Source organism: Pseudoalteromonas aurantia, from assembly GCF_005886875.1.
In the GTDB taxonomy this organism is placed as follows: Bacteria; Pseudomonadota; Gammaproteobacteria; order Enterobacterales; family Alteromonadaceae; genus Pseudoalteromonas; species Pseudoalteromonas aurantia_A.
The window spans coordinates 18,021-35,549 of record NZ_PNBY01000001.1 but is presented as its reverse complement, the minus strand read 5'-3'; the positions used below and the strand labels follow the sequence as shown (position 1 = coordinate 35,549).

Below are 17,529 nucleotides of genomic sequence, written 5' to 3'. Positions count from 1 at the left end.
AACTGACTGGCATTAAGCTTTGGCTACCCTTTTTTGTCGTCTAACTCACTATCGAAACGTTATCCATATAGAAACCCACTCACCATCCCCTTAATTACCTCACATCACATAAGGTGTACATACTTGTGATTCATTGCGCTGTTCATCCTATAAAATAGGAGCATCACGTCGAGACAATTGCTATAATCTGACCTTAATTTTATGCACCCGGGTACAACAATGGTATACAAAGCAAAGTCGCCAGCTCGGCATACTTCAAAGCTCTCAAGAACAAACCACAGAAAATCAACCAAGCCCAAAGTTGCACCAGAAGATGTCAAAATTGTTTTATTTAATAAGCCATTTGATGTGTTATGTCAGTTCACCGATGATCAAAACCGAGAAACCCTCGCACAGTATATAAAAGAGAAGGACGTCTATGCTGCAGGTCGACTTGATAGGGACAGTGAAGGGTTATTACTGCTAACGAATTGCGGTAAATTACAGCATACACTGACAGATCCTAGTAAAAAAACCGATAAAACCTACTGGGTTCAAGTTGAAGGTGTACCAGAGCAAAAAAGCCTTGATGCGTTATGCTCAGGTGTCGAACTCAAAGATGGTTTAACTCGCCCTGCAAAAGTGAAAATCATTGCTGAGCCAAATATTTGGCCACGTAACCCGCCAATACGCGAACGTGCCAATATTCCAACCACATGGTTAAGTGTGACAATTAATGAAGGAAAAAATAGGCAGGTTCGAAGAATGACTGCCCATATTGGCCATCCTACACTGCGATTAATACGCTACAAAATTGGCCAATATTCGCTCGGCGGGTTAGAAAACGGACAATATAAAGTGATAACTAGCCGATGAATTTCATCTCGACTTTTAGCCACCCGCATTTGCATGCTATAATCACGGCCTTTCGAAATCACATAGATTTACAGCAAAAATTATGAGCGATAATAGTCACATTAAAGTCATCGTTGGTATGTCCGGCGGTGTTGATTCTTCAGTTTCAGCTTACCTTTTAAAAGAACAGGGGTATCAAGTTGAAGGCCTGTTCATGAAAAACTGGGAAGAAGATGACAATGATGAATATTGTGCTGCTGCCGAGGATTTAAAAGACGCGCAGGCTGTGTGCGATAAACTCGGTATCGAGCTTCATACTGTTAATTTTGCCGCTGAATATTGGGACAACGTATTTGAATATTTCCTCGAAGAATACAAAGCGGGCCGTACTCCTAATCCCGATATTATGTGTAACAAAGAAATCAAATTTAAAGCATTTTTAGAATTTGCCGCACAAGCACTTGGCGCAGACTATATTGCAACTGGGCATTATGTGCAACGTGAACAGCGTGATGGAAAGTTTGTTATGTGTCGCGGACTTGATGACAACAAAGATCAAAGTTACTTCTTGTACACGTTAAGTCACGAACATATCGCACAGACACTCTTCCCTGTTGGCGAAATTGAAAAACCTGAAGTACGTCGTATCGCTGAAGAGCAAGACTTAATCACCCATGACAAAAAAGACAGTACGGGAATTTGCTTCATCGGTGAGCGTAAATTCAAAGACTTTTTACAAAAGTTTTTACCAGCACAGCCTGGTAAGATTGAAGACACTGACGGTTTAGAAGTTGGCGACCACGAAGGGTTGATGTATCACACATTAGGCCAACGTAAAGGCTTATTAATTGGCGGTATGAAAGAAGGCAACGGAGAACCTTGGTACGTTGTAGGCAAAGATATTGCACGCAATGTATTAGTCGTTGGCCAAGGTAAAGATCACCCTCGCCTATTTAGTAATGGCTTAAATGCGGATCAACTGCATTGGGTAGACCGCGAAGGTCCTAAAGGAACGTTACGCTGTACTGTCAAAACACGCTATCGTCAAACTGATATCGCCTGTACCTTACTAGTGGGTCAAGATGGATTTGCTCGCGTATTATTCGACGAACCACAAAAAGCCGTAACGCCGGGCCAATCAGCAGTATTCTATTTAAATGATGTCTGTTTAGGCGGTGGTATTATCGACTCGGTGATCAAATAATGGCCACTGAATATGTAATGCCTTTAGCGGCAATGTGTCAGATCACAAAACTGGTTCAAAAAGCATCGAAATATGGCCAGTTTTCTGAACCCGAAGTTGAAAGTTTTCTAAAAAGTATTGTCAACCTTTCACCCAATAACCCATCGGATGTTTATGAAGACAGCTCTGCTCTAAAATCAGGGTATCGCACCTTGGTTGAGCAATTAACCCCAGCTGGTGATAAAGATGTTGAAATGGTGAAGTACGTTGGCAGTTTAATGCAATTAGAAAGAGCTTTAGCAAACAATAGCCAAGCGTTGGATGAGTTAGCACGACGTCTAAAAGATGTTGAACGCCAGTTACAGCATTTTGATGTGTGTGACAACACCATTATTGCTGTATTTGCCGACATCTACAGTGAAGTATTAAGCCCTTTGGGTCAAAAAATTCAGATTTTTGGTAAACCGGAACTATTAAAACAGCCTGGGATCCAACAAAAAATTAGAGCGTTGCTTTTAGCCGGTATACGCAGCGCAGTGCTTTGGCGACAACTAGGCGGTAAACGCCGTCAGTTTTTCTTTGGTAAAAAGAAAATTATCGCCGAAGCACAAAGTAGAATTTAAATATCGTTCAAAACCAATTAGTTTAGGAGAAATTATGGAGCTTTCAGCGTTGACCGCTATCTCTCCAGTAGATGGTCGCTACGGCAGTAAAACTGCTGAGCTTAGAAGCATCTTCAGTGAGTTTGGCTTAATTAAGTACCGTGTAACGGTTGAAGTACGCTGGTTGCAAGCTTTAGCTAAAGCTGAAGGTATTGCAGAAGTACCTGCTTTTAGTGATGAAGCAAATGCGCTTCTAGACAGCATAGTTACAAATTTTAGTGAAGCTGATGCAGCACGCGTAAAAGAAATTGAGCGCACAACTAACCATGATGTTAAAGCCGTTGAGTATTTACTAAAAGAAAAAGTAGCTGATAACGCTGAGTTACATGCCGTAAATGAATTCATTCATTTTGCATGTACATCTGAAGATATCAACAACTTATCTCACGGTCTTATGCTTACAGAAGCGCGTGATGAAGTTTTGTTACCTTATTGCGACAAGCTACTTGCTGCAATCAAAGAAAAGGCAATTGAATACCGTTCAATCCCAATGATGACTCGTACGCACGGTCAACCTGCGTCTCCCTCTACCATGGGTAAAGAGTTTGCAAACGTGTACGTGCGTTTACAACGCCAGCGTGATCAAATTGCAGCCGTCTCTATACTAGGTAAAGCTAATGGTGCTGTAGGTAACTACAACGCGCACCTGAGCGCATACCCAGAGTATAACTGGCATGAACATGCTGAGCAGTTTGTTACAAGCCTAGGTTTAACATGGAATGCCTTCACAACTCAAATTGAACCGCATGATTACATTGCAGAGCTTTTTGATGCTGTAGCGCGCTTTAATACTATTTTGCTTGATTTTGATCGTGATGCATGGGGCTACATTGCACTCAATCACTTTAAGCAAAAAACCATTGCTGGTGAAATTGGTTCATCAACTATGCCACATAAAGTTAACCCGATTGACTTCGAAAACTCAGAAGGTAACTTAGGCTTAGCAAACGCTATTTTCTCGCACCTTGCGCAAAAATTACCAGTATCTCGTTGGCAACGTGACTTAACGGACTCTACCGTGCTACGTAACCTAGGTGTGGGTATGGGTTATACGCTAATTGCATACCAAGCAACACTTAAAGGTGTTAGTAAACTTGAAGTTAACGCTGACCGTTTACTGGAAGAACTAGACCAAAACTGGGAATTGCTTGCTGAGCCTATTCAAACCGTTATGCGTAAATACGGTATTGAAAAACCCTATGAAAAGCTTAAAGAGCTTACTCGCGGCAAGCGTGTTAATCAAGAGATCATGGCTGAGTTTATCGATAGTTTAGAACTGCCTGATCATGCTAAAGCTGAAATGAAGCTCATGGCACCAGCAAACTACATTGGTCGTGCCGAAGCATTTATTGACGAACTTGTATAACTCGCTCGTAAGTTAAATTTTAAAGCGAAAGAGTTCCTCTTTCGCTTTTTTTATGGAAATACCATGTACGAATTGACAATTAATCAACTGAGCCACGCCGAGTTTCTCTCACAATATTGGCAAAAACGTCCTTTACTGATCAAAGGTGGCTTTACTGACTTTGAAGATCCTATTGAGCCTGAAGAGCTTGCAGGGCTCGCAATGGAAGAGAGCATAGAGTCACGTTTAATCACTAATCATAAAAATGATTGGCAATCTTATCATGGGCCATTCGAAGACTTCAGTAAGTTAACAGAGCAGCACAGTACCCTGCTTGTTCAAGCCGTTGACCACTGGCACCCTATCGCTGCGAAGCTACTAGAACCATTCAGGTTTATACCTAATTGGCGCATTGATGATTTGATGGTCAGCTACTCGACACCTCATGGTGGTGTTGGACCACACTTAGATCAATATGACGTGTTTATTATTCAAGGCCAAGGTAAACGTCACTGGCGTGTCGGTTTGCCTGATGTAAACCTCAAACAATTTGCGCAAAATAAAAGCCTGCTTCAAGTGGAGCAATTTGATGCCACTATTGATGCCGTGCTAGAACCTGGCGATATTTTATATATCCCGCCAGGGTGCCCCCATGAAGGCTATGCACTAGAAAATGCGTTAAATTACTCTGTTGGATTTAGGGCCCCAGATCAGAAAGATTTCTTGTCAGGTTTTGCTGACCACTTAATTGACTCAGAGAAAGGTCTCACGCGTTATTCTGATCCAACGTTGTCTATTCGTGACTCAAAAGGCGAACTAACGGCTCAAGAGGTTGTGCAGATTCAAGCTCTTATGCAAGATACACTAAACGACCCTGAGCAGCTAAAACAGTGGCTTGGTGCCATGCTCAGTCAACCCAAACATGATATGGATCTAGCGCCACTTGACCCTCCTTTATCAACTCAAGACCTCGCGATGTACGTCAGCTCCAACGAGGTAATAGAACGTGCGGGTGGTGTTCGTGCCATGTATCAAGTTTTGCCTGAGTCGATAGTAATAAGTGTTAACGGAGAGAATTATTCTCTGGCGGAAAAACACTTAGAGTCCATTAAATTACTAACTGATTTACCTCACTTTTTAGGCTCTGAAATAGAAGATTCACTAAAGTGTATTGAATTTGCACAAATGTTAACTAAACTATTTAATGAAGGAACATATTTCTTACAAGAAGATGACTGATCTAGTAGTACGTCGTTGTATACAGATCAAAGGTTTCCCCTGCTCTTGAGTTTAGCTAATCTACCACGGTAGATTAGCGTAGCTGTTCGCACTCAGTAAGCAGGCTAAAGCCATTGTTTTTGTACTTTGCGGAGGAACCATGAATTATCACGTCGACAGAGTCAATTGGTACCAAACCCAAAAGCAATTAAAGCAAATAAGAGAGCGCGTCTTTGTCTATGAATTTCATATGCCAATGGAAGTTGAATTTGATGGATTAGACTCACACTCGGAGCATGTCATTATTAGTGATGACCAACACGAACCAGTGGGCACAGGTCGATTATGTCCTGACGGTTTAATAAGTCGAATAGCCCTTCTTCAAGCCCATCGAAATCGCTCAGCTTATAGCTCCCTGTTAAATTATCTCGTTCACTTAGCTAAGGAAAAAGGTTTACATGATATATACGTCAATTGTGTGTTACAAGAAGTTCCCAGTTTTGTTGAAAATGGTTTTCTAAAACAAGGCTGTGTGTTTATGGAGGCAGGGATCCCAAGACAAAAGCTCAAGTGCCCTATTTCCTCATTTAAAACCGACCTATTTACGATGCTTCATTAACCCATAACTGGTCATTTTCAGCTATGTCATACAAACCATGGGCACGATTAATCAGTAAGTTAGCAAATTGAGCTTGCGATTGATCATGACCCGCATTGGCTAAAATAGCATCCGCTTTTAATTGCCACTGATATGAAAAGTGTTTTATCGCAGCACGAGCGGTCGTTGCTGCAACAACTTCAACATGATCAGTTGGTAACTGGCCCGTTATAACCCAATACGTCTTACCATTTTGCGCTTTCATTTTCCATACAGCACATGCAGGCGCTAAAAACCGACTGTCTTTATCAATAACAGCATTTGGAATGATACCTTTTTCGGCTAAATGCTTTTGAGCATTTTGGAAACACTCTCTTTGCCACTGAATGTCTCGTTGCTGCTTTTGTTCTTCTGTTAGCTCAGGTTGCTGTTGTTCGCTCATAGTATTACTTCTTAATGCTAATTTAGTGACATTAATGTAAGGGTTTGGCTAGTTACTTGCAACCAAAAACGGCACCATATATTTAACAGAATTTCATTTTGCACAATATTTATACTTTACTGGGCTTATAGGTATTATTAACACTCTCGGCCTTAATTATGCTAAAACCTGATTTACTGCAATATTTAAGTCATGTTGTCGTTGTATCGCTGTTTTTTATTAGCTCGGATAAGTGCGTTAAGTTGGATAGTTGTAGGCATTATTATGGTATCGGACATTTCTTTAAGCAAAATGTATAAGCAGATTTCTGCTAACAATAACTACAAGCAAGAAATGCAAAACGACGTTCATATCGTCTTTCAACCAATACACGATACCAGTACAGAGTGTTTAATTGGTGCTGAGTGCCTTATGCGTTGGAGTATGGGCGGAAACGGTATCACCTGCTACATTTATCCCGATTATTGGAAGTCCTGGGGAAATAAATTCACCCTTTTTCCCCTTTCGCAAATAAGGCGTCTGCTCAGTGAACTTGATACTGAGGCAATTATTTATGGGTTTTATCCCTTCTTAATCAATATTAGCGTCATTGAAATATTAGACATGAATTTTGAGAAGAAGCTACTCTCTGTTTTAGCCGAGTATCACCTCTGACCAATGAAATTAAATTAGAGCAAGCCTAATCAGCACTAATAGATTATTTTGACTATGTAAACGAAGTATTTATGTCACTCTAGCGCCAAGGGTTTATTATTTCTCTCGATGACGTTGGTATCGGATTTCCAATTTAAGTAACTTGTGTAAGCTAAACCTTAATGAGATAAAAATTGACTGTTCATTTGTAACTAACGGGGTTAAAGATGACCGTCTGCAATCCGTGTTTAATTCTATTGTGTCGTTAGCTAAAAACCTAGATAAGCCAATTGTGGCAGAAAATGTTGAAGACATGGAGCAGATGATCTATGCCAAAACCAAGAGCATCGATTATATTCAAGGTTACCATTACAACAAGCCACTCTCCTTAGAGGAATTCATCTGTTATGTGGTTGCGGATAAATCTAGCTATTTACACTTTGATCCATAAATAAAGTAGCAGCCTACCAAATTATAAACTGCTGAAAAGTTATCAAAAACGGGAGTTAACTGTTGCCTAATACAGATGCAGGCTCCGTCTTAGTCGCTTGCCAAGCGGGGTAAACACTCGCTAGCACAGCTAAAATAAATGTCACACCGAGCGTGATAAGAATATCAGACCAAACTAACTTCGAGGGTAAAAACTCAACAAAATATACACCTGCCAATGGGTTACTACCCGATTGACTAAATATAGCATTAAATAAATCTGGTAGATTAATCGCAAGTAGCACCCCAATGACGGTACCAAATAGAGCGCCAATGAGTGCATAACCAACACCTTGCATCGCAAAAGTTGCAAATATTGTGCGGTCTTTGGCCCCCATGGTTTTCAGGATCGCTATATTGGCTTGTTTTTCTTTTACTTCCATTACCATCGAGGAAACAATATTAAAACTGGCAACCGCAATTATCAAAAACACCACTAAAAACACAATGGTACGTACCATCTGAATATCCTGATATAAACTTCCTTGGGTCCTGAACCAACTATTTACATAGACTAAATCAGGCAAACGGCTCCCCGCTGTCATCGCTATTTGATGGGCGTCGAACACGTCTTGCACTTTGGCTCTGAGCCCCGTCGTTTGATTTGGCTTCAACCCCAGCGCACTTTGTAAATCAGCCAAATTAACCAATGCAATAGACTCATCAATGGGGCCCCCCATGTTAACCACACCAATTAAAGTGGTACTCATACGCTTTGGTGCAGCCAAAGGCTGTTTAGCATGTTTATTTGCGACAAGAAGGGATACTTTATCACCAATATTCAAATTTAAACGTTCAGCGATACGATTACCTAAAATCAAACTGCCAGGCGCTAATTCATCTAAGTTGCCACCTTGAATATAGCGTGATACCGAAGAAACCTCAGTGTGAATACTTGGCTGTACACCTTTGAGTTGTGCAGCTTTGAGTTGCCCTTTGAACTGCACCATTGCTGTTAAATTAATTTCTGGGGCAGCTGCAACAATCCGAGGATGTTGATTAAGCAGTGAAACTTTAACTTGCCAATCATCAATAGGATCATACGGCGCTTGATAGCTCACTTGTGGCACAACCGACAGCAATCGCTCTTCCAACTGCTGTTCAAAACCATTAATCACTGATAATGCAATGATAAGTACTGCGACGCCTAACATCACACCTAAGGTTGATGCTTTGCTTAATAGACTCACAAAGCCAATTTTTTGCTTAGATTGACGAAACCGCTTACTTAAATAAAGACTAAGCATGTTCTGCTCCGGGTTTAACCGTAGCCTCTGACAGTACCCCATCATCGAGTTGCACACTGCGACCTAACTTGGCTGCGAGGTCCAAATCATGTGTCACCACCACGAAACTGGTTTGTAATTCTTTATTTAATCGCGATAAAAGCTCATATATCTTCATGGCATTATGTTTATCTAAATTACCCGTAGGCTCATCAGCTAAAACTAAAGCGGGTTTAGTTACCAGTGCCCGTGCAATCGCAACACGCTGGCGCTCCCCACCAGATAATTCTGATGGTTTGTGATCAGCCCTGTGTGCAAGCCCTACTTTATCGAGCATATCGGTTGCAGTAACCTTTGCTTGCTGTTTGTTAACTCCCTTGATAAGAAGCGGCATCGCAACATTTTCTAATGCGGTAAACTCCATTAATAAATGATGAAACTGATAAATAAACCCTAAATATTGATTTCTAAATTCGGCTTGGTTGTTACGAGACAAGGCGGCAACTTCTTCGCCTTTGATTTTCACGCTACCACTCGATGCTTTATCGAGAGTCCCTAAAATATGTAGCAATGTACTTTTACCGGATCCAGAGCTGCCTACAATGGCCAGCATTTCACCTTGGGTGACGGATAAATTAACGCCTTTTAAAACCTCAACTTGGTTCTTCCCATCTTGGTACGATTTGCCCAACTGTTTGCATTCAATTACTAAATTACTCATATCTTAAAACCTCAGCGGGTAAAACGTTAGCTGCTTTTTTTGCAGGGTATAATGTCGCCACAAAACTCATCGCAATACTTGCGATGGCCATCGAGCCTAAACCAAATGGTGAAAATAAGACGGGAAGTTTTGCTCCGCCCAATAAAGATAAGCCTAAAGAGTCAAGTATGATGTTAATGTTACTTGCTACGATTAAACCCAGGGCTGTGCCAATAATAGTTCCAACTAACCCATTGTATAGACCTTGCACCATAAACACCCGCGCGATCATAGTTGGTGTAAACCCTAAGGTTTGTAAAATGGCAACTTCTCCTTGCTTTTCTCTCACCATCATTGATAAAGCCGACAAAATATTAAACACCGCTACAATGACAATTAATCCTAATAGCATCGACATAACACGCTTTTCCATAGCAACAGCGGCAAACAACGCGCCTTGTTGCGTTTGCCAATCATCTTTTTCATATTCTGCGTAACTGCTGGCAGTTGCGGTATAAAAGGGTTGTAATGCAAAGGCATCTTTTAATGTGATACTAATATCGAATGCATGTGTATCATTGCGTCTCATTAAGCGCATCAAGCTCTTACCGTCAGCAAAAGCCAAGTGCATATCTGCTTCACTTTTTGAATTATATAAGGCTGCGACCGTAAAAAGGCGCTGCATTGGCACCCGCCCTAATGGAGTATAACTGGTTACTTCTGGTAACATAACACGGAGCTTATCACCGACCCCAACACCGAGTTTATTGGCTAGGTATCGGCTGATCACCAATTGGTATTTTTGCTTATCGATCGTTTTAAGATGACCTAATTCTATGTGTTTGCTGACCGCATTATCGTATCCAGAAAAAAGCCCTTGTAAACGCACGCCCATTAATTCTTGATTGGTCTGTAATATCACATCAGAGGTGATGTACGGTTGTACGCGTTCAACCAAGGGGTGACTGTTTAACTGTTTGAGTAATTTTTCTGTATCAGCATTAGCGGCGTTGTGTGTTTTCAATTGCACATGGGGGATTAAGTCAAGCATCGCACTTTTTAAAGACTGCTCAAACCCATTCATCACAGAGCTCACAGTGATCAACGACATTAAGCCTAGCGCAATACCTGCGATAGAAAAAAATGAGATGAAAGAAATAAAGGCATTTCCCTTTGCTGCTTTGGCATATCGTAACCCGACAAAGAGGCTAACTGGTTGAAACATGGTTAATTATAACTACTTCCAAGACTAATAGTTAGGGATACTACCACAAAGCTATATCGCTTGGGTACGCGGCAAATTGTAAAAAATATTGAAGTTCTGATAGTTAAAGGAACAAATTAGTGTAAAATGCGTGAAATCTCGCGGTATGGAAGTCCAATGTTGTCTTTATCTCGATTTAAACACATGAATTTAAAAGGAGATTTATTCGGTGGTGTGACCACTGCGATAATTTCTCTGCCACTGGCATTAGCGTTCGGTGTCGCCTCTGGCGCTGGCGCTGAAGCTGGTATGTGGGGCGCGATCCTTGTCGGCCTCTTTGCTGCCCTATTTGGCGGCTCCACATCTCTGATCTCTGAACCTACAGGTCCGATGACTGTTATCATGACAGCCGTTTTGACCACCATGATGGCCAATTACCCCGAAACTGGGTTAGCGATGGGTTTTACTGTCGTGATGATGGCTGGGGCATTTCAAATACTGCTTGGAACCCTTAAATTAGGTAAGTATGTCACTCTCATGCCCTACAGTGTCATATCAGGATTTATGTCAGGTATTGGCGTTATTCTTATCATATTACAATTAGCGCCTTTACTTGGTCACAAGGCGCCTTTGGGTGGCGTCATTGGCACGCTCGAAGCACTTCCTGAGCTGCTGCTCAACATCCACTTTTCAGAATTATTTCTCGGTATTTTAACATTAGGTATTTTGTTTTATCTGCCAAAAAAATATCGTCAATATGTCCCAGCCCAATTAGTTGCATTAGTTGCAATCACGCTACTTTCTATCATCATATTTGATACTGACAGTATTCGACGTATTGGCGAAATACCCAGTGGCCTGCCTTCTATTGTGTGGCCTACATTTACCAGTGAGCTCTTTACTGAGATGGTCATTGATGCACTTGTTTTAGGCACGCTGGGCTGCATTGATACCTTGTTAACTGCCGTCATTGGTGACAGTTTAACGCGAACAGAACATGATTCAGATAAAGAACTACGTGGTCAAGGTATTGCAAACATGATATCTGGCCTATTCGGTGCACTGCCTGGGGCAGGTGCCACCATGGGCACCGTGGTTAACGTGCAAGTAGGCGCACGTTCTCCGCTCGCCGGTATTTTTCGGGCGCTGATTTTAATGGCGGTCGTATTTGTTGCTGGCAGTCTAACTGAACCGATCCCCATGGCTGTTTTAGCCGGTATCGCAGTATATGTTGGATTTAATATCCTCGATTGGAGTTTTATCCAACGCGCCCACAAGCTCAGCTTAATGCAGATGGCTATCATGTACGGGGTGATGCTATTAACTGTATTTGTTGATTTAATTGTCGCGGTAGGACTCGGTGTATTTATCTCTAACATTATTGTTATCGAGCGCCTCAGCCAAGTTCAAGCAGAGCAAGTTAAAGCCATCAGTGATACTGATGGCGATGTACCAATGAGTGACTCTGAACGTCTCTTATTCGAAAAAGCTAAAGGTCAGATACTATATTTTTACTTATCTGGCCCCATGATATTCAGTGTCTCAAAAGCAATCGCACGTCAACATAGGGACATCAATAAATATCAAGCAATGGTGTTAGATTTAAGCGACGTGGCAATGCTTGATGTGACCGTGAGTTTGGCGCTAGAAAACGCCATTAAGGATGCGTTAGACGCCAATTGTAAGGTTTATATCTTTTCACCTAATAAAGAAACCTGTGACAGGCTACATCGCTTCAATATCCGTGAAAAGCTCGGCGCAGATGCATTTTGTGACAGCCGTGAAGATTCACTTAATCAGGCGTTAGCTGCGATGAACCTCGCTGATCAAAATGTTCAGCCAAATGGTCAAGCAGTAAACGTAAGCTAGTTGGCATATATTGTCTGGGCGGATAGACCGCCCAGATCCCTTCACTTTTTGGCTTAAAACTAGATAACACCTCAACGAGTTCTCCTGCACAAATCGCTTTCTCAACGTAATAGTGCGGGAGTTGAGTTAATCCTAATCCTTTACAAGCAGCATCTAACAGCGCCCAGCCACTGTTACAGCTCAAAGGACCTGTTACTTTGATATTACGCTCTTTATTTTTATCAAAAAAGCGCCAATAACTGCTGTTGCCGACCAAACAAGTATGTTCTGATAGTTCACTCAAACTGTGTGGCTGCCCATAATGACTTAAGTAAGTCGCAGAGGCACACACCAAAGTATTGCGCCACGATAACCTGCGCGCCTTTAAACTTGAGTCCTTTAGATGACCTAACCGAATAGCAATATCAAACCCCATTGCCACCAAGTCGAGTTGCTCATTTGAGAGATGCATTTCAACTTTTACTTTGGGGTATTTCGCCATAAAGTCATGAACGACAGGCATAATATAGCGCTCTCCATACATAACTGGGGCTGTCAGCTTGAGGGTACCGGTCGGTTGCTGATCTCGCTGGCGTAACGCAAGTGCTGCGTCATCGTATGCATGCTGCAAATGGCGCGCATGTGTTAAAAACACCTCCCCCTCTTGTGTTAACGCCAATTTGCGTGTGGTACGCGTTAAGAGTTGATGATCTAACCGTTGCTCTAACTCTTTTACTCTTCGACTTACTTGTGCAACCGATGTATCCAGTAATTTAGCAGCTTGCGTGAAAGATCCACTGCTCGCTACGGCCACAAATTCATCAATGCCAACCCATCTGTCCATTATTACAAATCTGTAAAAGTATTTTCTTATAATTAAAGATTATCAAAAATAATAAAGTAATTATACTGTTTGTAAGATCAAAATAGATGGAAGTAATTATGTCAGAGTTTATAAAATCTAAAGCCGCAATCGCTTGGGGACCCGGTCAACCACTGAGTATTGAAGAAGTCGATGTTATGATGCCAAAAGCAGGTGAAGTATTGGTGAAAATCATCGCTTCAGGGGTGTGCCATACCGATGCATTTACCTTGTCGGGTGATGATCCCGAAGGCGTCTTCCCGGCTATTTTAGGTCACGAAGGTGCAGGTATTGTCGAAGCTATCGGTGAAGGCGTAACGAGTGTTGCGATTGGCGATCATGTTATTCCTTTATATACACCGGAATGTGGGGAGTGTAAGTTCTGTACATCAGGTAAAACTAACTTGTGCCAAAAAATTCGCGAAACCCAAGGTAAAGGCCTAATGCCTGATGGCACTACCCGTTTTTATAAAGACGGTGAGCCAATTTATCATTATATGGGCACATCAACGTTCTCGGAGTTTACCGTACTACCTGAAATATCGTTAGCCAAAGTAAACCCTGAGGCACCTCTTGAAGAAATTTGCTTACTAGGCTGTGGCGTTACAACCGGTATGGGCGCTGTAATGAACACCGCCAAAGTACAAGCTGGCGATACTGTTGCCATTTTCGGTCTTGGTGGTATTGGGCTTTCAGCCATCATTGGGGCAGCGATGGCCGGTGCTAAACGCATTATTGGTATTGATGTCAATGAAGATAAATTCGAGCTTGCCACGAAATTAGGCGCAACAGATCTGGTCAACCCAAAAAACCATGATAAGCCAATTCAGGAAGTCATTGTAGACATGACAGACGGAGGCGTTGACTTCTCATTCGAATGCATTGGTAACGTCGATGTGATGCGCTCTGCACTAGAGTGTTGCCACAAAGGCTGGGGCGAGTCAGTAGTCATTGGTGTGGCAGGCGCCGGACAAGAAATTTCAACACGTCCATTTCAACTTGTGACAGGACGCGTTTGGCGTGGCAGTGCATTTGGAGGGGTTAAAGGCCGTTCTGAACTGCCTGACATAGTTGAACGTTATATGGCTGGTGAATTTCAACTCAACGACTTTATTACCCACACAATGGACTTAAATGGCATCAATGATGCGTTTGATCTGATGCATGCTGGTAAAAGCATACGTTCAGTCGTGCATTTTTAATAAGGACTAATTATGGAACTTGTCGCCAACAATAAAGTCGCTGGCGGTTGGCATAAGCGTTATCGCCATGCGAGCCAAACAACCGACTGTGAAATGACTTTTGCAATATTTTTACCTGATATTGCAAGTTCAGTGAAAAAAGTCCCCGTTCTTTATTGGTTGTCAGGCCTCACCTGCACCGATGAAAACTTTATGCAAAAAGCAGGTGCCTTTAAAGCGGCTAATGCACTAGGTATTGCCATTGTCGCCCCAGATACCAGCCCTAGAGGTGAGTTAATCCCTGACGACAATGAAAAAAGTTACGATTTTGGCTTAGGTGCTGGTTTTTATCTGAATGCGACGCAAGCCCCTTTCGATAAGCATTACCAAATGTATGATTACATCGTTAAAGAATTGCCAGAAATCATCGAAAGCCACTTTCCTGTTACTACGCAAAGAGCCATCAGCGGACACTCTATGGGTGGCCATGGTGCGCTTACTTTAGGCCTTAAAAACAGCGATCGCTATAGCAGTATCTCTGCATTCAGCCCTATTGTGCACCCTATGCGTTGCCCTTGGGGTATTAAAGCCTTTACTGGTTATTTAGGTAATGACAAGTCTCAATGGGAAGATCACGATGCGGTATTGCTAATGCAGAATAAGCAATACATGACTGCACGGCCGATGCTGGTGAGCCAAGGTAGTGCCGACAACTTTCTCGATGAGCAATTACAACCATGGCACTTGCAAAAAGCAGCAGAGGCGCACAATTACCCGCTGCAATTCGAGCAACATGACGGCTATGATCATAGCTATTTCTTTATCGCCAGCTTTATAGATCAGCATTTAGCGTTTCATGCTAAATATTTTGCCTAACATTACAAAAAAGTAGTCATAAAAAGAGTACAGTCTGTACGTGTACTCTTTTACTTTGAATTTCTAATTACTCATTCATAGTTACATTGATATTTTTTATTGGTATCTGTGCTATTATCTCAAGTTGTTTTATCTTAAAGATTTATCCTTATTAGGCTCTCACAACACACTGCAGAGCCTGTCAGTAATACACACGGGGAACACTATGTCTGAACATGACGTCAAAGCAAAGTTGAATCCACCGGTTTTCTACTGTGCGTCAGGTTTGATCATTTTACTGGTCATTTTTACCGCATTTATGCCCAAAACCGCAGATGCTTTATTTCAATCTCTACAAGCCAGTATTGTGCATACCGCAAGCTGGTTTTATGTCTTAACAGTCGCCATTATACTTATCACAGTGGCATACTTGGGACTCTCTCGGTTTGGTAACATCAAACTGGGTCCAGACCATTCAACACCAGATTACAGCCACACAACATGGTTCGCTATGCTCTTCTCAGCAGGCATGGGAATTGGCTTAATGTTTTTTGGTGTAGCAGAGCCGGTAATGCACTTTCTTTCACCGCCAGTTGCCGAATCAGGAAGCGTTGAAGCTGCCCGAGAAGCCATGAAAATTACCTTTTTCCACTGGGGGTTACATGCCTGGGCGATTTACGCCATTGTTGCTTTAATTTTGGCTTTTTTCAGTTATCGACATGGATTACCTCTCACGCTTCGTTCTGCACTCTACCCATTGATCGGCGATAAAATCTACGGTCCGATTGGTCATGCGGTTGATATTTTTGCTGTGATAGGCACCGTCTTTGGTGTGGCAACCTCTCTGGGTTACGGCGTATTACAAGTTAACTCTGGTTTAAACTATTTATTTGACGTCCCTGTTGGATTAAACACTCAAGTCGTGCTCATTGCTTTAGTGACAGGATTAGCAATATTATCAGTCACCACGGGCCTTGATAAAGGGATCCGTCGTTTATCTGAGCTGAATATGGGCTTGGCAGTGCTTATGCTGTTATTTGTTTTAATATTAGGCCCAACCATCTATTTACTTCAAGCATTTGTACAAAATGTAGGTGCGTACACCGCAGACATAGTGCGTAATACCTTTAACTTGTTTGCCTATGAAAAGACTGAATGGTTAGGTGGCTGGACAATCCTATATTGGGGTTGGTGGATGTCATGGGCGCCCTTTGTTGGTCTCTTTATTGCGCGAGTTTCACGCGGGCGGACCATTCGAGAGTTCGCGATGGGTGTGTTATTTATTCCAACCGGTTTCACCTTAATGTGGATGACTTTCTTTGGTAATTCAGCCATCGATTTGATTATGAATCAAGGTATTGCAAGCCTAGGAGAAGCCGTGTCAAAAGATGTGGCGGTCTCTATTTTTGTTTTTCTGGAGCAATTCCCCTTGTCCGGCGTGTTATCTTTTGTTGCCACTTTAATGGTGATCATCTTCTTTGTTACCTCATCAGACTCAGGCTCAATGGTTGTTGATATGTTATGTTCTAACGGTAATAACAACACCCCTCTTTGGCAGCGTATTTATTGGGCTGGTGGTGAAGGCGTGGTTGCTGCTGTATTACTTGTAGCTGGCGGATTGGGGGCTTTACAGACCATGACGATAGCCAGTGCATTGCCTTTCGCTGTGATCTTATTGATCGCAACTTGGGGCTTAATAAAAGCACTCAGAGTTGATGCTGCAAAACGGGAAAGCTTACAAATGAACGTTGCCCCTGTCGCTCCAGCAAATTGTAATACTGCGAGTAGTTGGCAAGAACGATTAGGTAACATAGTAGACTTCCCAAATAAGCCAAACGTCAATAAGTTCATTAACAATGCTGCGTCAGCCGCTATCAATTCAGTTGCTAGTGAGCTCAATCAACACAATATTGAAACGCAAGTTGATCAAGATGAAAAGCTCGGTCGGATCAGCTTACTGGTACTGCTTGGTGAAGAATTAGACTTTAAATATGAAGTCCGCCGCAGAGCATCCGATAAGCCAAGCTACGTAGAAGAAGATGATGACGATAGTGAAGAAAAGTATTATCGGGCTGAAGTCCATTTACGTGAAGGTGGCCAAGACTACGATGTTATGGGCTGGTCAAAAGAAGCGGTGATCAACGATATTGTTGACCAATACCATAAACACATGCACTTTTTACACACAGTTCGTTAATTTATCGTTTTATTCCAATCAACAAAAAGGCGCTCTAAATGAGCGCCCTGCT

At 42.1% G+C, this 17,529-nt stretch carries 16 protein-coding genes and 1 pseudogene; 12 read left to right on the top strand and 5 right to left on the bottom strand.

The window, feature by feature from the left end; genetic code table 11:
• Window positions 1–219 precede the first annotated feature (219 nt).
• From CWC18_RS00150 to CWC18_RS00125, 6 genes and pseudogenes are all read left to right on the top strand, one after another.
• A complete protein-coding gene (locus CWC18_RS00150) occupies window positions 220–855 on the top strand; it encodes a pseudouridine synthase (protein WP_138592116.1) in 636 nt (211 codons plus the stop codon).
• A gap of 73 nt (window positions 856–928) precedes the next feature.
• Window positions 929–2,038: pseudogene (gene mnmA, locus CWC18_RS00145) on the top strand (tRNA 2-thiouridine(34) synthase MnmA); the annotation flags it as partial.
• Window positions 2,038–2,640 carry a high frequency lysogenization protein HflD gene (gene hflD, locus CWC18_RS00140; RefSeq protein ID WP_138592114.1) on the top strand — a complete coding sequence of 201 codons (603 nt, stop codon included), beginning with the start codon at window positions 2,038–2,040 and terminating at the stop codon, window positions 2,638–2,640. The pseudogene mnmA and the gene hflD, both read left to right, overlap by 1 nt.
• A gap of 34 nt (window positions 2,641–2,674) precedes the next feature.
• Window positions 2,675–4,045, top strand: a complete 1,371-nt coding sequence (gene purB / locus CWC18_RS00135; protein ID WP_138592113.1) for an adenylosuccinate lyase — start codon at window positions 2,675–2,677, stop codon at window positions 4,043–4,045.
• 63 nt (window positions 4,046–4,108) lie between these two features.
• The gene (locus CWC18_RS00130) at window positions 4,109–5,263 is read left to right on the top strand and encodes a cupin domain-containing protein (protein ID WP_138592112.1); all 1,155 of its coding nucleotides are present in this window, start codon (window positions 4,109–4,111) and stop codon (window positions 5,261–5,263) included.
• A 139-nt stretch (window positions 5,264–5,402) separates the two neighbouring features.
• Window positions 5,403–5,861 (top strand): GNAT family N-acetyltransferase, encoded by a 459-nt coding sequence (locus CWC18_RS00125; RefSeq protein WP_138592111.1) that lies wholly within the window; start codon window positions 5,403–5,405, stop codon window positions 5,859–5,861.
• On the opposite strand, the gene CWC18_RS00120 is transcribed toward CWC18_RS00125, so the two are convergent.
• Complete coding sequence (locus tag CWC18_RS00120) at window positions 5,845–6,282, bottom strand: DUF4826 family protein (RefSeq protein WP_138592110.1); 438 nt, start codon at window positions 6,280–6,282, stop codon at window positions 5,845–5,847. The genes CWC18_RS00125 and CWC18_RS00120 overlap by 17 nt on opposite strands.
• 264 nt (window positions 6,283–6,546) lie before the next feature.
• Here CWC18_RS00120 and CWC18_RS00115 point away from each other — a divergent pair, with 264 nt between their 5' ends.
• A complete protein-coding gene (locus CWC18_RS00115; protein ID WP_171040993.1) occupies window positions 6,547–6,936 on the top strand; it encodes an EAL domain-containing protein in 390 nt (129 codons plus the stop codon).
• Between the two features lie 142 nt (window positions 6,937–7,078).
• Window positions 7,079–7,366 carry an EAL domain-containing protein gene (locus CWC18_RS00110; RefSeq protein WP_171040992.1) on the top strand — a complete coding sequence of 96 codons (288 nt, stop codon included), beginning with the start codon at window positions 7,079–7,081 and terminating at the stop codon, window positions 7,364–7,366.
• Between the two features lie 55 nt (window positions 7,367–7,421).
• Here CWC18_RS00110 and CWC18_RS00105 read toward each other — a convergent pair whose 3' ends face one another.
• The 3 genes from CWC18_RS00105 to CWC18_RS00095 are packed head-to-tail and all read right to left on the bottom strand — an operon-like array spanning window position 7,422 to window position 10,555.
• A complete protein-coding gene (locus CWC18_RS00105; protein WP_138592107.1) occupies window positions 7,422–8,651 on the bottom strand; it encodes a lipoprotein-releasing ABC transporter permease subunit in 1,230 nt (409 codons plus the stop codon).
• On the bottom strand, window positions 8,644–9,351 hold the full coding sequence (gene lolD, locus CWC18_RS00100; protein WP_138592106.1) for a lipoprotein-releasing ABC transporter ATP-binding protein LolD: 708 nt from the start codon (window positions 9,349–9,351) through the stop codon (window positions 8,644–8,646). The genes CWC18_RS00105 and lolD overlap by 8 nt, the downstream gene beginning before the upstream one ends.
• The gene (locus tag CWC18_RS00095) at window positions 9,344–10,555 is read right to left on the bottom strand and encodes a lipoprotein-releasing ABC transporter permease subunit (RefSeq protein ID WP_138592105.1); all 1,212 of its coding nucleotides are present in this window, start codon (window positions 10,553–10,555) and stop codon (window positions 9,344–9,346) included. Before CWC18_RS00095 ends, lolD begins: the two co-directional genes overlap by 8 nt.
• 156 nt (window positions 10,556–10,711) lie before the next feature.
• On the opposite strand from CWC18_RS00095, the gene CWC18_RS00090 reads away from it, so the two are divergent.
• Entirely contained in the window at window positions 10,712–12,403 is a 1,692-nt protein-coding gene (locus tag CWC18_RS00090; RefSeq protein ID WP_138592104.1) for a SulP family inorganic anion transporter, read from the top strand.
• Here CWC18_RS00090 and CWC18_RS00085 read toward each other — a convergent pair.
• Window positions 12,327–13,226, bottom strand: coding sequence for a LysR family transcriptional regulator (locus tag CWC18_RS00085; RefSeq protein WP_138592103.1), 900 nt, complete (start codon window positions 13,224–13,226; stop codon window positions 12,327–12,329). The genes CWC18_RS00090 and CWC18_RS00085 overlap by 77 nt on opposite strands.
• 98 nt (window positions 13,227–13,324) lie before the next feature.
• Between CWC18_RS00085 and CWC18_RS00080 the strand changes: the two genes are divergently transcribed.
• The 3 genes from CWC18_RS00080 (at window position 13,325) to CWC18_RS00070 (ending at window position 17,477) form a co-directional block, all read left to right on the top strand.
• Window positions 13,325–14,446 carry an S-(hydroxymethyl)glutathione dehydrogenase/class III alcohol dehydrogenase gene (locus CWC18_RS00080; protein WP_212747709.1) on the top strand — a complete coding sequence of 374 codons (1,122 nt, stop codon included), beginning with the start codon at window positions 13,325–13,327 and terminating at the stop codon, window positions 14,444–14,446.
• A 9-nt stretch (window positions 14,447–14,455) separates the two neighbouring features.
• Window positions 14,456–15,301 (top strand): S-formylglutathione hydrolase, encoded by an 846-nt coding sequence (gene fghA, locus CWC18_RS00075; protein WP_283235292.1) that lies wholly within the window; start codon window positions 14,456–14,458, stop codon window positions 15,299–15,301.
• A 205-nt stretch (window positions 15,302–15,506) separates the two neighbouring features.
• The gene (locus tag CWC18_RS00070) at window positions 15,507–17,477 is read left to right on the top strand and encodes a BCCT family transporter (protein ID WP_138592101.1); all 1,971 of its coding nucleotides are present in this window, start codon (window positions 15,507–15,509) and stop codon (window positions 17,475–17,477) included.
• The last annotated feature ends 52 nt before the right edge of the window (window positions 17,478–17,529 follow it).

Bases quoted from the DNA above. Each gene is read 5' to 3' on its own strand.
- CWC18_RS00150 (WP_138592116.1), top strand. From the start codon at position 220: ATGGTATACAAAGCAAAGTCGCCAGCTCGGCATACTTCAAAGCTCTCA.
- hflD (WP_138592114.1), top strand. From the start codon at position 2,038: ATGGCCACTGAATATGTAATGCCTTTAGCGGCAATGTGTCAGATCACA.
- purB (WP_138592113.1), top strand. From the start codon at position 2,675: ATGGAGCTTTCAGCGTTGACCGCTATCTCTCCAGTAGATGGTCGCTAC.
- CWC18_RS00130 (WP_138592112.1), top strand. From the start codon at position 4,109: ATGTACGAATTGACAATTAATCAACTGAGCCACGCCGAGTTTCTCTCA.
- CWC18_RS00125 (WP_138592111.1), top strand. From the start codon at position 5,403: ATGAATTATCACGTCGACAGAGTCAATTGGTACCAAACCCAAAAGCAA.
- CWC18_RS00120 (WP_138592110.1), bottom strand. From the start codon at position 6,282: ATGAGCGAACAACAGCAACCTGAGCTAACAGAAGAACAAAAGCAGCAA.
- CWC18_RS00115 (WP_171040993.1), top strand. From the start codon at position 6,547: ATGGTATCGGACATTTCTTTAAGCAAAATGTATAAGCAGATTTCTGCT.
- CWC18_RS00105 (WP_138592107.1), bottom strand. From the start codon at position 8,651: ATGCTTAGTCTTTATTTAAGTAAGCGGTTTCGTCAATCTAAGCAAAAA.
- lolD (WP_138592106.1), bottom strand. From the start codon at position 9,351: ATGAGTAATTTAGTAATTGAATGCAAACAGTTGGGCAAATCGTACCAA.
- CWC18_RS00095 (WP_138592105.1), bottom strand. From the start codon at position 10,555: ATGTTTCAACCAGTTAGCCTCTTTGTCGGGTTACGATATGCCAAAGCA.
- CWC18_RS00090 (WP_138592104.1), top strand. From the start codon at position 10,712: ATGTTGTCTTTATCTCGATTTAAACACATGAATTTAAAAGGAGATTTA.
- CWC18_RS00085 (WP_138592103.1), bottom strand. From the start codon at position 13,226: ATGGACAGATGGGTTGGCATTGATGAATTTGTGGCCGTAGCGAGCAGT.
- CWC18_RS00080 (WP_212747709.1), top strand. From the start codon at position 13,325: ATGTCAGAGTTTATAAAATCTAAAGCCGCAATCGCTTGGGGACCCGGT.
- CWC18_RS00070 (WP_138592101.1), top strand. From the start codon at position 15,507: ATGTCTGAACATGACGTCAAAGCAAAGTTGAATCCACCGGTTTTCTAC.